We start from the raw sequence: 14,230 nt of genomic DNA, 5'->3' as shown, positions 1-14,230 counted from the left end.
GGGCTGAGGAATCCCGCGCCCGGCAGCGGGTAACCGCCGGGCCGGACACCGCTACACCGGGGGGACAGGATGGGCGCCACGCCGCAGGGCCGGGTCGACACGGTCGTACTCATCCACGGGCTGTGGATGACCCCGCGCAGCTGGGAGGGGTGGGCCAGGCGGTACACGGCACGCGGCATGAACGTCCTCGCCCCGGCCTGGCCCGGCATGGACCGGGATGTCGAGCAGCTGCGCGACGACCCCAGCCCGATCGCCGAGCAGAGCATCGCCACGATCGTCGCGCACTACGACCGGATCATCCGGGCGCTGCCCCGACCACCGATCATCATGGGCCACTCGTTCGGCGGGCTGTTCACCCAGATCCTCGTCGACAGGGGCCTCGGCGCGGCCGCTGTGGGCGTGCACTCGTCGGCGCCCAAGGGCGTGCTGAAGGTGCCACTGAGCCAGTTGCGCTCGGCGTTCTCGATCCTGCGCAACCCCGCGAACCGCAACCGGGCCGTCCCGTTCACCCCTGACGATTTCGCCTACGCCTTCGGCAACACGATGAGCCGCGCCGACTCCGACCGGGCCTGGCAGCGCTACGCCGTCCCGGGAGCCGGACGGGTGCTCTTCGAAAGCGCGTTCGCCAACCTCGACCCGACCTCGCCCGCGAAGGTCGACAACGGTCGCAACAACCGCCCGCCGCTGCTGCTGATGGCCGGCGGGCAGGACCACGTGGTGCCGGCGACAGTCGTGCAGTCCAACGCGGCGCTCTACCAGAAGTCCCGGGCGCTCACCGCGTACGAGGAGTTCCCCGACCGGTCCCACTTCACCGTCGGGCAGGACGGCTGGGAGCGGATCGCCGACTACGCGCTGGACTGGGCGTTGCGCGCGGCGGCCCTGCCCCGCGAGGCAACCATCGCCAGCGAGACACCGCGCCGTTGAGCCGCCAACGGCGGGCTGCGGGTATGACGGCGCGGCCTACGGGTATGAGCCGCAGATGAAGGCGAGTTTCCGACTTGGTCGGATCGCGGGGGTGCCGGTCGGCGTCAACTGGAGCGTTCTGGTCATCTTCGCGCTGATCGCCTGGGGGTTGGCCGCCAACCAGTTCCCCCGCTCGTACCCGGACCGCAGCACCTTGGCGTACGCCGTCGCGGGGCTGGTGGCGGCTGTCGTCTTCTTCGTCGGTCTGCTCGCCCACGAGGTGTCGCACGCCGTGGTGGCCAAGCGCAACGGGCTGGACGTCGACGGCATCACGCTGTGGCTGTTCGGCGGGGTCGCCGAGTTGCGGGGCGAGCCGCGCGATCCGGGCGCGGAGCTACGGATTGCCGGCGTCGGCCCGCTTGTCAGTCTGCTGCTCGGCGCGTTCTTCGGTGCCATTGCCGTGCTGCTCGCGCTGGCCGGGCAGGGTGGGCTGCTGCTCGGCGCGGTGGCGTGGCTGGCCGGCATCAACGTGTTGCTTGCGGTGTTCAACGTGCTGCCGGCCGCGCCTCTGGACGGCGGTCGGTTGCTGCGCGCCGCAGTGTGGAAGGCCACCGGTGACCGGACCCGGGCGTCGGTGGTCGCCGCCCGGGCGGGCTGGGTGCTCGGCGTGCTGCTGATCGGCGTCGGCCTGTGGCAGTTCCTGTCCGGCATCGGCTTCGGCGGGTTGTGGCTGGCGCTGATCGGCTGGTTCCTGGTCGGCGCCGCAGGCATGGAGGAGCGGCAGGCCCGCACCGGCAGCGCGTTGCGAGGGATCCGGGTGGCCGACGTGATGACCCCGCAGCCGCAGACCGCCTCGGCGGACCTGACGGTCGGCGAGTTCGTCGATCACTACCTGTTCGCGTACCGGCATTCGGCACTGCCGCTGACCGAGGATGGTCGCCCGAGCGGGCTTGTGACGCTGGACCGGGTGCGGGGCGTACCGGCGGACCGGCGGGCGTCGACGACGCTGGCCGAGGTGGCCTGCCGGGCCGACGAGCTGGTTCTCGCCAAGCCGGGTGAGCAGCTCAACGACCTGCTGCCCCGGCTCACCGAGTGCGCCGACGGCCGGGCCCTGGTGGTGGACGACGAGGGTCGCCTCACCGGCATCGTCTCCCCCAGCGACATCAGCCGAGCAGTCCAGCGAAGCACCCTCCGCGCCCCGACCTCATGATCACCGAGGCGAAGGAGTGGCGGGAAAGGCTCAGCGGGGGAAGTAGTGATCCAGGAGGTCGGTGCGGAACTTGCCCTTCGGGTCCAGGTCGGTCAGTAGGGCCTCGAAGTCGGCGTACCTCGGGTAGCGGGCGGCCAGGGCCCTCGGATCGGTGACGAAGACCTTGCCCCAGTGCGGGCGGGGCGCGAACGGGGCCAGGCGTTCCTCGACCTCGGCCAGCACCGGCAGCACCGCGTCGGCGTCGTCCACCCAGGTGAAGTGCACAGCGAGGCTGTCGCGCCGGTAGTTCGGGCTGAGCCACAGCTCGTCCGCCGCCACCGTACGCAGCTCACACACCTGGAGCACCGGCGCGATCAGGTGCGCCACCTCGGCCAACGCGGCGAGCACCTCGGCCATCGACGTGCGGGGCACGTGGTATTCGGACTGGAGTTCGTCGCCGCTGCTCGGGGTGAAGCCGAGCTTGAAGTGCGGCAGCCGCTCGTGCCACGGCCCCGGCACGCCGAGCTGGGGGGTGCAGTTCTCCGTGGGCATCCCGAGCACCGGGTGCCGTGGCTCGTCGGCGGCGGTGGTGCCGAGCCAGTCCGCCTCGGGCGGCGACTGGTCCGTCGACTGTTTGCGCCACACCTCCCGCAGCCGTGGCGTACGCCAGTCGGTGAAGACGCTCACGCTGTACGCCGAGCCGAGCGCCTCGTCCAGCGCCTCGGGTGCCAGGTCGAGGCGGACGTACTGGCGCAGGTCGAAGGTCGGCACCACGTCCAGGGTGAGCCGGGTGACAACACCGAGCGCGCCGAGCCCGACCACAATGCCGGCGAACGTGTCGTCGTCACGGTCGACGTGCAGCAGGTCGCCGTCGGCGGTGACGATCTCCAGGGCGGCGACGGCTGTGGCGAGGTTGCCGTGGGTCTGGCCGGAGCCGTGGGTGGCGGTGGCCACCGCGCCGGCCACCGAGATGTGCGGCAGTGAGGCGAGGTTCGCCAGCGCGTACCCCTGGGTGTGCAGGTGTTGCCCGACGTCGCCGTAGCGCATCGCGCCGGCGACGGTGACCTGCCCGCGCTCCCGGTCGACCTCGATCGTCGGGGGCAGCCCGGCGAGGCTGACCAGGTCCCCGTCGGTGTCACCGAGGCGGTTGAAGGAGTGGCCGCTGCCGACCGCCCGGAGGCGGGTGCTGCCGGCGACGAGGCGGCGCAGGTCGTCGATGGTGTCGGGTCGGTGGAACTCCCGCGCGGCATAGCGCACGTTGCCGGCCCAGTTGCGGCGCGGCACGTCGGCGGCGGCCGGCGGGCCGCCCGGTTCGAGGGCGGTCACGGCGTGGTCCTCCGGTCGGTGGTCGGGTGGTCGGCCAGCGCGGCGGTGAGGGCGTCCAGCGCCGTTTCGGCCGCAAGTCCGCCGTACCCCCGCTGGGCGATCGGCAAGCCGGCGGCGCGGGCGTGTTCGATCTCGTTGCGGGCGGCCTGCCGGATCTGCGGGTCACCGGACACCAGCGCGTCCTGACCGAGCCGGATCAACTGGTCGACCCGGTTCATCTGGTAGCCGCGCAGGCTGGCGGGCAGGTCGGGGTCGGCGAAGGCGGCGCGACGCAGCGCGGGCAGGTCCACGAAACGGTCACCGGCGTAGCTGGTGAGCGCGGCCGCCACCTGCTCGGGCTGCTCCCGGACCTGGTCGAGGACGAGCAGCTCGATCGCGGGCCGCCCGTCGATCGGGTGGCGGGCGGTCACCGGCTCGACCGGCACACCAGGCGGAGGCACCAGCAGCAGGCGCGGCGGCTCGGGGCGCCCGTCGCGTCGGGGTGGCTCGTCGAGGACCAGCGCGTCGACCTCGGCCCAGGCGATCGAGCGGCGCAGGCCCGGACGCCTGATGGTCAGGCCGTCCGCGTCGATCCCGAACCGGAACGGCCGCAGGGCGCTGACCAGCGCCACGAGGCCGAGCGCGACAGCGCCGACCGCGATGACCATCCGTAGCGGGGCGCCGTCGCTGGGCAGGGCCAACAACACCACCCCACCGAGTACGCAGACAACGGCGAGCAGCCGGGACCCCCGACTCCGGCGCAGCTCCACGCTCGGACCCCCGTTCATGACCGTGGCGTAGCTTCCCGCATCCTCCGACAGATCGGACGCCACGGACACCGGACGATCGGGCACGGTTGTTCTCGCCATCGTCGGGGAACCCTACGCCCATGAGCAGCTATCGCGACCCTGCCCCGCGGGGCGACGTCTTCCCGTCCGAGGAGGAGCTGGACCCGACCGGCAGCGCGGTCGAGCCGGCCAGCGCCCCGCCGGGCGCCCGGTGGGCGAGCCACCCGTCACCCACGCCCGGTCCCCGTCCGACACCCGCTCCCCCGCCCGCGCCGACGCCCGTACCGTCGCCCGGCCCTCCGCCGCGCGAGCCCGGCGCCAGGTCGCTGTCGATCGTGACCCGGCACGTGGACGGCTCGGTCGAGGTGGTCACCGATCTCGACGGTGACGGCATCGCCGACATCGTCGAGATCGACGTGGACGGTGACGGCGTACCGGACATCACCTATGTGGACAGCGACCGCGACGGTCGGCTGGACACCGTGCTGCGCGACCCGGCCAGGAACGCCTAGAGGTTCGCCATCACCTCGGTGGCGACCAGTTCCAGGTGGTCCAGGTCGGCCAGGTCCAGCACCTGGAGGTAGAGGCGCTGGCTGCCGATCTCGGCGTACCGGCCGATGGTGTCCAGGACCTCGTCGGGCGTCCCTGCCAGGCCGTTGGCCCGCAGTTCGTCGGGTTCGCGGCCGATGGCGGCGGCCCGCCGTGCCACCTCGGCGTCGTTGCGCCCGCAGCAGAGCACCAGGGCGTTGGACCACACCATCCCGGCCGGGTCGCGGTCGATCTCGGCGCACGCCGCGCGCACCCGCTCGAACTGCGCCGCCGTGTCCTCCACGGAGGCGAACGGCAGGTTGAACTCGTCGGCGTAGCGGGCTGCCAGCCGAGGTGTGCGCTTCGGGCCCATGCCGCCCAGCAGGATCGGCGGACGGGGCTGCTGCACCGGCTTGGGCAGGGCCGGCGAGTCACTGACCGGGTAGTACCGCCCGGCGTAATCGAACCTCTCCCCCGGCGGCGTGGACCAGAGGCCGGTGATGACCGCGAGCTGCTCCTCCAACCTGTCGAACCGCTCGCCAAGGGGCGGGAACGGGATGCCGTACGCGGTGTGCTCGTCGCCGTACCAGCCGGTGCCGATGCCCAACTCGACCCGGCCGCCGCTCATCTGGTCGACCTGCGCCACGGTGATCGCCAGCGGGCCGGGCAGTCGGAAGGTGGCGGCGGTCATCAGGGTGCCGAGCCGGATCCGGCTGGTGTCCCGGGCCAGGCCCGCGAGGGTGGTCCACGCATCGGTGGGGCCGGGGTCGCCGCTGACCGCGCCCATCTTGAGGTAGTGGTCGGACCGGAAGAACGCACCGTAGCCGGCGTCCTCGGCGCAGCGGGCCACCGCGAGCAACTCGTCGTAGCTGGCGCCCTGCTGGGGTTCGGTGAAGATCCGCAATTCCATGATCCGAGCATAGGTAGCCGTTCGGCGCGGCGCGCACGGATGCCGAGGCCGAACGGCTCGACAACGGCCGAGCCGGCGCCGAAGGGCCGGCTCGACTGTCGCTCAGACGTACGGCCGTTTGGCGTACGCCTCGCGCAACGCGGCCAACCCGGCGGCCTTCGGCGACAGGGTTCCCCACCCGGAGTTGAAGTAGTTGGTCCGGACGATCCGTGGCCCCCGCTCGGCGTTGAGCTGGGCGATGGCCGCCGGGACGGTGGCGATCCAGGCCGCCTGGTCGGGGATCTCCGCCACCCGCACCCCGTACTCCGCGATGATCACGGGCCGGGACAGCGCCACCGGCCCGAGGTCCGCCACCGCCCAGTCCCTGGTACGGCGGAACCGTGCCAGCGCGGTCTGCCCGGGGGCCGTGGCGTAGGCGTTCCACTGGAGGAAGTCCAGCCGGGCCATCAGCGACTCCGGGTGGGTGCGCTGGTAGCAGGCCCTGTCGAAGCCGCCCACCCCGATCGAGAACGTGGTGCCGGCGGGCAGCGCCCGTCCCTTGAACCAGCTGATGATGTAGTTCACCGCCTGCACGGCCCGCGCGTCCGACTCCGCCCAGGTGTACACCTTGCCGTTCTCGGTGGTGCCGAACTCGTGGTCGGTGTCCAGTTCGGAGGCGAGTTGGATGTTCACTCCGAAGCCGAGTGTCCGATACTGCGCCAGGGCGCGGTGCAGCAGTCCGTCGCACTGGCCGGTGATGACCTGCGTGTACCCGTACGCCCTCGGCCAGGTGGTGCCGGGGCGCTGCTGGATGGTCATCGACGGCGCCGGCACCGTGTGCGAGGTGCCGTCCACTGTGAACGTCTGCGGCCCGGCGTTCGGTGCGCCGTAGTGCTTCAGCTCCAGCACCATGTTCATCTGCACCCGGGCCTTGCCGAGGCTGGTCAGCCATGGCCGGTTGTAGCCGGGGAAGGTGTAGCCGTCGGCGAAGCTGCGGTACTGGGTCAGCGAGCGGAAGTTGCCGCCGGCCATATCGGCTGTCGGATCCGCGCCGCCGGACAGGTAATAGCCGCCGAGCACCGGCTGGCTCATCTCGTAGTCGGCGGTTGCCGTCGCGGCGTGACCGGCGGCGTCGCGGACCTGGACGGTGACCCGGGGCATCACGCCACCGCCCGGTAGACGGCCACCGAGCCGTTGTCGGAGACCCGGTTCCAGGTACGCCCGGAGCTGTCGGAGACCGTCACGGTGAGCGGGTCGATGACGGCGCTGACCTTCACCGGTGCGCTGCTGTTGCCCTGCGCGTCGGTGACCACGATGGTGACGGTGAGCGGTCTGGTGTCGGCGTCGGAGTACGTGACGGTCAGCAGCATCTGGTCACCCGGCGCGAAGACGGATGCGTTCAGTGCTGCGGTCGCCGTGGGAGCGGCCATTGTGGGGTCCTTCCTGAATTCGGGTCGCCGGGGCCGGTCGCGCGGGTGAGCGACGTCGGCCCCGGGCGGAGTCCACTGTGGCTAATGCCGGTCGGGGCGGATGCGGTGGCGACCGCGAAGCGGCGAACTGCCGGCGGTGATGACGTCCTTGTCCCGGGTGGGCGGTGACACCGCTGCGGGCGCCCGCGGCGGTGGGAAGGGGATATGGCCGACATCTGTCCGCCTCTTTCCCTGCCCCAACAGTGCCCCACCAGGGGCTTTACCGTCTTGTCCTGTTTGCGACACAGGTACCGACTTATCCATGAAAGGGCTGATCGGGTGGTCAGGTCCGGGCTCCGGCGGCGGCGCGAGCCCAGCTGCGCCAGGTCCGCCGCCGGCGGTAGCGGGTAGACGCACGTGGATGCTCGACGTGGTGTGATTCGATGCGTTCATGCTCCGACACCGAGTGCTCGCCGTGCTTCTGCTGCTGATCGCGTTCGTGGCGCTGGTGCTCTCGCACACATTTCCGTTCCTGGACGACCTCTCCGAGCTGGAGGAGACGGCGATCGTCGTCGTAGGTGCGGTCTGCTGCCTGGCCGGTGTGTCACTGTGGCTGCGTAAAACGCCCCGGGGAGACGACTCTCCGCCGCCCGCGTGACGCCCGGACGGAGCTGACGCCGGTCCGTTCCCCGGCAGCCACCGGGTGCTGCGCCGACGATCGGCGAACCGGGGCCGCCCCGGCGTAACGACTGAGGACATGCGCAGCAGCAGTGACGGCGATCACACCATCGCGGGACCCGATCATCCGGGAGCCGTCGTCTTACCCCATGTGAGACGAAGCCTGGATGCGGCCGACGAGCAGGAGCTCGTGCGCCGTGTGGCCCGCGGTGACCGGCGGGCCTTCGACGAGCTCTACAGGCGTACGGCGCCGTGGCTGGAGGTGCGGCTGCGTCGCCGGTGCGCCGACCCGGACGTGGTCGCCGACGTGCTCCAGGAGACCTACCTGGCCGTCTGGCGGGCTGCTGGCAGCTTCGCCGGCGACCACGTCAAGGGCAGCGCCGTCGGCTGGTTGTGGACCATCGCCGCGCACCGCCTGGTCGACGCATTCCGGCGCCGCGCCCGGCAGGCACAGATGCCGCAGGTGCACCCGGGCGTCACAGTGGCGCCCGCCGCGGAGGACGAGGTGCTGGCCGGCCGGGTCGGGCAGGAACTCGAACAGGCCCTGGCCGTCCTGCCGCCCGAGGTCCGCGCGGTGCTGCGGGCCACAGTCCTCGACGGCTTCTCCGTCCGCGAAACGTCGGTGCTGCTGGGCGTACCCGAGAACACCGTCAAGTCCCGGGTCCGCCGAGCCCGGATCGCCCTGCGGGAGGCCCTGTCATGACCACGCACCCCACCCTGAGCGAGATCGACAGCTACGCCGAGGGCAGCCCCGGGCTGGACGAGGCGACCGTCTGGTCGATCGAGGTGCACCTGGAGAGCTGCGGCGACTGCCGTGCCCGGCTCGCCGGCAGCACCACTGCCACGTCACGCGCCCTGATCGCCCAGGTCGCGGCGGCCGTCGACCGCGAGATCGCCGCCGGCCCCACCCCACGATCAAGAGCCTTCTTCCGTACGCCGGTCCGGCAGCGCTGGTTCGTGGCGGCGCTGCTGCCGTGGGTGGCCATGACCGCCGCCGTGCTCGGCACCGCCACCCTGCTCACCAGCATCCTGCCGCAGTTGCCGTCGATCGTGTTGCTGCTCGCGCCCCTGGCGCCGCTGCCCGGTGTCGCGGCCGCCTGGAGCAGACGCGCCGACCCGGCCTGGGAGTTGATCGCCGGTACCCCCTCGGCCGGGTTGACGATGCTGCTGCGGCGTACCGCAGTGGTGCTGGTCCTTGTCATCCCGGTGCTCGCCGCGGTCGCCTCGGTCGGTGCGAGCCGGCCGAACCCTGCGTTGCTGCTGTTGCCGTGCCTGGCCTTCACGGCTGCCACGCTGCTGCTCGGCTCCCTCGTCGGCGTCCAGCGCGCGGCGATCGGCCTGATGGCGGCCTGGGCCGCCGCCGTGGTCGCACCCAGCCTGGCGAGCGCGGAGCTACCCGTACTCCTCGAACCCGCCGCCACCGGCGCGTGGGCCCTCCTCACGGTCGTCCTGGCCGCCCTGACCCTGCTACGCGCCGGCAGTTTCCGGCGCATCACCTCGTTCTGAGAGGAACCACAATGCGAGCGGTGAGTACTGCGGAAACGACGGCCACCACCCATCCCTGGGCCATTCAGGCCGAAGCGTTGAAGGTGCGCGCCGGGCGTCACCTGGCCGTCGACGGGCTCGACCTGAGCCTTGGCACCGGCGTCCACGGCCTGCTGGGGCCCAACGGCGCGGGCAAGACGACGCTGATGCGCGCCCTCGCGACGGTGCTCACGCCGTCCGGTGGGCGGCTGACACTGCTCGGCTGCCCGGTCGACGGCCGCGCCGACCTGCGCCCGGCCCGACGCGCGCTGGGCTACCTGCCGCAGCACTTCGGCTACTACCCACGGTTCACCGTGCGCGAGTTCGTGGCGTACATGGCCTGGTTGAAGGAGATGCCGAAGGCCGACATCCCGGCGGCCACGCAACGCGCTATCGACCGGGTGGGGCTCAGCCCCAAGGCCGACGCCCGGCTCAAGACACTCTCCGGCGGGATGCTGCGCCGGGTCGGCGTCGCCCAGGCAATCGTGAACGACCCGCAGGTGCTGCTGATGGACGAGCCGACAGTCGGCCTCGACCCGGAGCAGCGCCTCGACCTGCGCGAGCTGCTGCGTGACCTGGGCACGGACGCCTGCGTGCTGGTCTCCACCCACCTGGTCGAGGACGTGGTGGCCGCCTGCACCGAGGTGGTGCTCGTCAACGAGGGCCGGCTGGTGTGGCAGGGCACACCAGCCGGGCTGGCCGCGCAGGGCGACGACGGTCAGGCGGGCGACAGCCCTGCCGAACGCGGCTACTCGGCCCTGCTGCGCCGCCACCGGGCGGAGGCCGTCCGATGAGCATCCTCCGGATCGAGTTGCGCCGCTCCGCAGCTGTCGGCGCTGCCCTGCTCGCGTTGACGGTCGGTGTGGCCACTCTCTACCTCGCCCGAGGGCGCTGGTCGGACGGGTGGTTGTCCCTCGCACTGACCACGAAGGAATACATGATCCTGCTGTGGCCGATCGCCCTGGCCGCCGGCGCGTGGCAGGGCCGCCGCGAGCACCGCGCCAAGGTCGGTGAGCTGTTCGACACCACACCCCGCTCACCGTTGCGGCGGATGCTGCCGGTGCTCGTCGCGATGGGGGCCACGCTCGGGCTCGCCTACGTGCTCGTCGTCGTCGCGGGTGGCGTGCAGCTCGCCTCGACCGCCGGCTACTTTCCGCCGGACGTCGTCGCCATCGTGCTTGTCGGCGCGTTCTCTCTGGTCGCGGCGACCTGGCTCGGCCTGGGCATCGGGCGGCTGCTGCCCGCACTGGTGACCGCCCCCGTGCTCGCCGTGGCCGGTGTGCTGCTGGTCTTCTTCACAGCGATCATGCAGCCGGACTGGATGGCTGCGGTGCTGTCCCCCGCCTACGGCAGCGGCTCGTTCTATCCGTTCCAGACCATCGACGCGGGGGTCACCGCCGCGCTCGCCATCTGGATGGTCGGGCTCGCGCTGACGGGCGTACTGCTGCTGGTCGCCCGGAACCCACGGGTCTGGCTGGCCGCCGCGCTGCCGGTGCTGCTCGGCTTCGGCGCCGCAGCGGCGATCGTCCCCCGCGACGAGGCCACTCTCGTCGCACCGGTCGATCCGGTCGCCCGCGAACTCGTCTGCACCGACGACGCGCCGAAGGTCTGCGTCACCCGGATCCACGCCAACGTGCTCGACACCCTGACCCCGCTCGCCCGCGAAGGGCTTGCAGTCCTCGCGAAGCTGCCGAACGCCCCCACCCAGGCGCACGAGGAGCGGCGGGCCTACCTCACCGATGGTGCGCCGGCGCGTGACCTCGACGTCGTCACGGTTTTCGTCCGGATCGACGAACGCGGCGGCCTGGCCCATCCCGACGTCGTGGTGCCCGAGATGGTCTTCGGTCTGGGCATCGGGTACGCCGACACGCGCTGCGAGCGCAACGGCGCGGTCGAACGGGCAGCCGCCTACTACCTGCTCGGCAGGCAGCCGGTCTCCGCCGTCGAGGAGATCCCCGAGGTGTTCGAGGAGGATCCGGAGACCACTGCCGAGGCTGTCGCGCTGTGGCAGGGGCTGCAAAAGCTGCCGGAACCGGAGGCGCTCTCCCGCGTGACGGCGGTACGCGACGCGATTCTGGCCTGCCGCGACAGCACCGGGCTGCTGTCGCGGTGACCCTCCACCTGCGCGCGCGACGCGTACCCCTGGCAGTGGCCGCTTCCGTCGGTGGAGCCGCCCTGATCTGGGCGCTGTGGCTGACCCTCGCCAAGGAACGCGACGCCATCCTCCTGATCGTCGTGCTGACGATCGTGCTGATGGTGTCGGTCCTGTCGACAACGCTTGCCGCCCCGGACGAGGACCTGGAGCGCACCGCGTCACTGCGCTGGCCCTGGCGGCGAGCCCTGCACCTGCTGGCCGCGCTGGCGCTCGTGCTCGTCGTACTCCTCGCCACAGTGCCCACCGGCGCCCGTTTCGGCCCCGCCGCGCTGGTGCTCCGCGACACCGCTGGCCTGCTGGGCCTGACCGCCCTGTGCGCGAGCGTCGTCGGCGCGGCCCGCGCCTGGTTCCTCCCCCTGGGGTGGACGGTCGTCGCCGCCCTGTTCCCCCAGTCGAGCACCTGGGGCGCCCTCGCCACCTGGCAGGGCCAACCCCACACCAGCCGACCCGCTGCGGTGGTCGCCGCCGTCCTGGCGGTCGCGGGCTTGCTGACGTACGCGTTCCTCGGCTCCGCCCGACGCGACTGAAACGAGGCCAGCGCAACGGTGACAGCGGGGTATCCGCACGAGTCGGATACCCCGCTCTCACCGAAACCGGGTCGATAGTGGAGGACGTCAGCTACCGGTGCCGCACAGCGCCGTCTCGACGGTCTTGTTCACCGCGACGAGCATCTCCCCGGTCGTCGGCAGACCGGTCACGGCCACCACCGCGCTCCGGCCGTCCTGGGTGGCGAGGTTGCGGGTCTGGAAGCCCTGGATGTCGCCGCCGTGCCCCCAGGCGTAGCCGCCGCAGGGCAGCTCGTACCGGGCCACACCCAGCCCGTACGCGTACTGTCCGGCCGGCTCGAACCCGGGCGCGGGCACTGTCGTCATCAGTGCCGCCTGCTGGGCGGGCTTGAGCAATTTGCCGCCCACCAGCGCGTCGAAGAAGGTCCGCAGCTCGTCCGGCGTGGAGACCAGTTGACCTGCCGCCCAGCCCAGGGACGGGTCCATCTCGGTGACGTCCACCCACGGGGCGCCAGGGGCCACCGCGACGTAGCCGCGCGGGTGGGTGCCGCGAAGACGCTGCTCACCGACGCCCGGCCAGTAGGTGTCCCGCAGCTTCAGCGGCCGGATGATGCGGTTGGTGATCTCCTCGCCGATCGGACGTTCGGTGACCTGTTCGACGATGAGCCCGGCGAGGACGAAGTTGGTGTTGCTGTACTCCCACCTCTCCCCCGGCGGAAAGTGCGGCGTGTTCGTGAGCGCCGCGTCCACAAGCCGACGCGGCCCGTAGTACGAGCGACTCTTGTCGATCAGGTCCTGCGGCTTGGTGAACAGCACGTCGTCGTAGTCGGGCAGGCCGCTCGTCTGTTGCAGCAGCTGACGTACGGTGATCTTGCTGCCGTCGTGGCCGTTGCCGCGCACGACGCCCGGCAGGTGGTGCTCGACGGTGGCGTCCAGGTCGATGCGGCCCTCGCCCACCAGTTGGAGGACGACCACAGCGGTGAACGTCTTGGTGTTGCTGCCGATGCGGACCTGGGCGTCGCGGGGCACCGGGCGACGCTTCTGGAGGTCGCTGACCCCTGCCGTGTAGTCGCGCTCGCGCCCGCCGGCCCCCCGCACGGAGGCGAGCGCACCGGGGAAGCCGCTCTCGCTGACCAGTCCGTCCAGATGCCGCTGAACGGCGTCCCGGGGGCCGCCGTGCCGACCGGAGTCGGAGTCGGCGAACGCAGACGGGCCGGTCAGGGCGGCGCCGACAACGGCGGCGGCCACCGCGACGGCGGCCATCCGCGTGGTTCGACGGCGGCGGGCGGGATCGCCTGTTTTGGCGGGCATGATGGCTCCTCGGTGTCGGCAACACGTGACACCATCAACGGTGCAAGAAGCCCGAATCTGGGGCGATCCCCCCTGCTGCCCTCCTTTGGTACAGCCTGCACCACCCCGGCCGGTACCGGTTACCGACGACCGGTCATCGCTCCGTGCGGCCGGGCTCCCAGCCGAGGCGCGCGGACAGCCGCGCGGTCGACTCGAGCAACGCGTCGCGGCAGTCGTCGAACTCGGCCTCGAACCGCTCCTTGGGCCCACACACGCTGATGACGGCCGTAACCGCGCCCTTGTGGTCGAAGACCGGCGCGGCGACCGATGCGGCACCGCTGCGACGCTCCCCTGTCGACCGCGCCCAGCCCCGCTCCCGGACGACCCTGAGCTCCTTGAGCAGAGCCGCCGTGTCGGTGATCGTGCCGTCGGTGACCGGTTCCAGTGCGTTTTCGAGGTAACGGTCGATCCCGTCCTCAGTGAAGAAGGCGAGGAACGCCTTCGACGACGCGCCCGCGTGCAGCGGGTACGGCGTGCCGAGGCTCACCGACATGATGACCTCGCGCCGGGGCACGACCTCGTCGACGTAGATGCGCCTGCGCTGGTCCACGCGCACGGACAGGGTCGCCGTCTCGTTCGTCCGGTTCGACAGCCGGACGAGCTCCGGATGCGCCATCCGACGAATGTCGATGTGCTCCATGTAGGCGAGACCGAGTTGCATTATGCCGATGCCGAGGGAGTATCGGCGCGTCGTCTCGTCGAGCTCGATCAGACCGCGCACGCGTAGCGATGCGAGCATGCGGTGTGTGGCCGCCTTCGACATGCCGAGCCCGTCGGCGATCTCACTGACGCCCAGGTCACGGGTCGGTGCGTCCTTGAAATACATCAACAGATCCGCGGCCCGCACGACCGTCGCGATTGTGGCGCTCGAGACCTGAGCCCCCATCTGGAGCTCAGCGTCAGCCCGCTGCCTGCCCTGCGACAACTGTCTGTCCCTTCCCAAATCGTGCCCCTCGGCCGCCGTCAGTGGCATCGAGCACGGTGCCGGTAAGCCGGTCGTGGTGGG

General features: G+C 71.6%; 16 protein-coding genes. 9 read left to right on the top strand and 7 right to left on the bottom strand.

The window, feature by feature from the left end; genetic code table 11:
* The first annotated feature begins 69 nt into the window (after positions 1 to 69).
* On the top strand, positions 70 to 924 hold the full coding sequence (locus F4558_RS03045; RefSeq protein ID WP_053653285.1) for an alpha/beta hydrolase: 855 nt from the start codon (positions 70 to 72) through the stop codon (positions 922 to 924).
* Between the two features lie 55 nt (positions 925 to 979).
* Positions 980 to 2,113, top strand: coding sequence for a site-2 protease family protein (locus F4558_RS03040; protein ID WP_167943116.1), 1,134 nt, complete (start codon positions 980 to 982; stop codon positions 2,111 to 2,113).
* Between the two features lie 30 nt (positions 2,114 to 2,143).
* Here F4558_RS03040 and F4558_RS03035 read toward each other — a convergent pair whose 3' ends face one another.
* Both F4558_RS03035 and F4558_RS03030 read right to left on the bottom strand, forming a co-directional pair.
* Positions 2,144 to 3,376: an FAD-binding protein gene (locus tag F4558_RS03035; protein WP_167947210.1), complete on the bottom strand. Its 1,233-nt coding sequence runs from the start codon at positions 3,374 to 3,376 to the stop codon at positions 2,144 to 2,146.
* A 38-nt stretch (positions 3,377 to 3,414) separates the two neighbouring features.
* Complete coding sequence (locus F4558_RS03030) at positions 3,415 to 4,185, bottom strand: hypothetical protein (protein WP_157552327.1); 771 nt, start codon at positions 4,183 to 4,185, stop codon at positions 3,415 to 3,417.
* A gap of 101 nt (positions 4,186 to 4,286) precedes the next feature.
* On the opposite strand from F4558_RS03030, the gene F4558_RS03025 reads away from it, so the two are divergent.
* Positions 4,287 to 4,697, top strand: coding sequence for a hypothetical protein (locus tag F4558_RS03025; protein WP_167943108.1), 411 nt, complete (start codon positions 4,287 to 4,289; stop codon positions 4,695 to 4,697).
* Here the strand turns inward: F4558_RS03025 and F4558_RS03020 are convergent.
* The 3 genes from F4558_RS03020 to F4558_RS03010 all read right to left on the bottom strand — a co-directional run bounded on the left by F4558_RS03020 (position 4,694) and on the right by F4558_RS03010 (position 7,032).
* Positions 4,694 to 5,623, bottom strand: coding sequence for an LLM class F420-dependent oxidoreductase (locus tag F4558_RS03020; RefSeq protein WP_167943107.1), 930 nt, complete (start codon positions 5,621 to 5,623; stop codon positions 4,694 to 4,696). The two genes, F4558_RS03025 and F4558_RS03020, sit on opposite strands and share 4 nt — an antisense overlap.
* A gap of 102 nt (positions 5,624 to 5,725) precedes the next feature.
* Positions 5,726 to 6,763, bottom strand: a complete 1,038-nt coding sequence (locus F4558_RS03015; RefSeq protein ID WP_167943106.1) for a hypothetical protein — start codon at positions 6,761 to 6,763, stop codon at positions 5,726 to 5,728.
* Positions 6,763 to 7,032, bottom strand: coding sequence for a hypothetical protein (locus F4558_RS03010; RefSeq protein ID WP_167943105.1), 270 nt, complete (start codon positions 7,030 to 7,032; stop codon positions 6,763 to 6,765). The genes F4558_RS03015 and F4558_RS03010 overlap by 1 nt, the downstream gene beginning before the upstream one ends.
* A gap of 430 nt (positions 7,033 to 7,462) precedes the next feature.
* Between F4558_RS03010 and F4558_RS03005 the strand changes: the two genes are divergently transcribed.
* The 6 genes from F4558_RS03005 to F4558_RS02980 all read left to right on the top strand — a co-directional run bounded on the left by F4558_RS03005 (position 7,463) and on the right by F4558_RS02980 (position 11,895).
* Positions 7,463 to 7,669, top strand: coding sequence for a hypothetical protein (locus F4558_RS03005; RefSeq protein WP_167943104.1), 207 nt, complete (start codon positions 7,463 to 7,465; stop codon positions 7,667 to 7,669).
* Positions 7,670 to 7,840: 171 nt separating this feature from the next.
* Positions 7,841 to 8,392, top strand: a complete 552-nt coding sequence (locus F4558_RS03000; protein ID WP_053653292.1) for an RNA polymerase sigma factor — start codon at positions 7,841 to 7,843, stop codon at positions 8,390 to 8,392.
* On the top strand, positions 8,389 to 9,195 hold the full coding sequence (locus F4558_RS02995) for an anti-sigma factor (protein ID WP_167943103.1): 807 nt from the start codon (positions 8,389 to 8,391) through the stop codon (positions 9,193 to 9,195). Before F4558_RS03000 ends, F4558_RS02995 begins: the two co-directional genes overlap by 4 nt.
* A gap of 11 nt (positions 9,196 to 9,206) precedes the next feature.
* Entirely contained in the window at positions 9,207 to 10,007 is an 801-nt protein-coding gene (locus F4558_RS02990) for an ATP-binding cassette domain-containing protein (RefSeq protein WP_167943102.1), read from the top strand.
* Entirely contained in the window at positions 10,004 to 11,326 is a 1,323-nt protein-coding gene (locus F4558_RS02985; RefSeq protein WP_167943101.1) for an ABC transporter permease, read from the top strand. The genes F4558_RS02990 and F4558_RS02985 overlap by 4 nt, the downstream gene beginning before the upstream one ends.
* On the top strand, positions 11,323 to 11,895 hold the full coding sequence (locus tag F4558_RS02980; RefSeq protein WP_167943100.1) for a hypothetical protein: 573 nt from the start codon (positions 11,323 to 11,325) through the stop codon (positions 11,893 to 11,895). Before F4558_RS02985 ends, F4558_RS02980 begins: the two co-directional genes overlap by 4 nt.
* 87 nt (positions 11,896 to 11,982) lie before the next feature.
* On the opposite strand, the gene F4558_RS02975 is transcribed toward F4558_RS02980, so the two are convergent.
* Positions 11,983 to 13,185 carry a serine hydrolase domain-containing protein gene (locus F4558_RS02975; RefSeq protein ID WP_209273162.1) on the bottom strand — a complete coding sequence of 401 codons (1,203 nt, stop codon included), beginning with the start codon at positions 13,183 to 13,185 and terminating at the stop codon, positions 11,983 to 11,985.
* A gap of 133 nt (positions 13,186 to 13,318) precedes the next feature.
* The gene (locus F4558_RS02970; RefSeq protein ID WP_082377316.1) at positions 13,319 to 14,197 is read right to left on the bottom strand and encodes an IclR family transcriptional regulator; all 879 of its coding nucleotides are present in this window, start codon (positions 14,195 to 14,197) and stop codon (positions 13,319 to 13,321) included.
* Positions 14,198 to 14,230: the final 33 nt, after the last annotated feature.

Source organism: Micromonospora profundi (genome assembly GCF_011927785.1).
Lineage (GTDB): Bacteria > Actinomycetota > Actinomycetes > Mycobacteriales > Micromonosporaceae > Micromonospora > Micromonospora profundi.
This window is presented reverse-complemented; position numbering and strand designations above follow the sequence as displayed.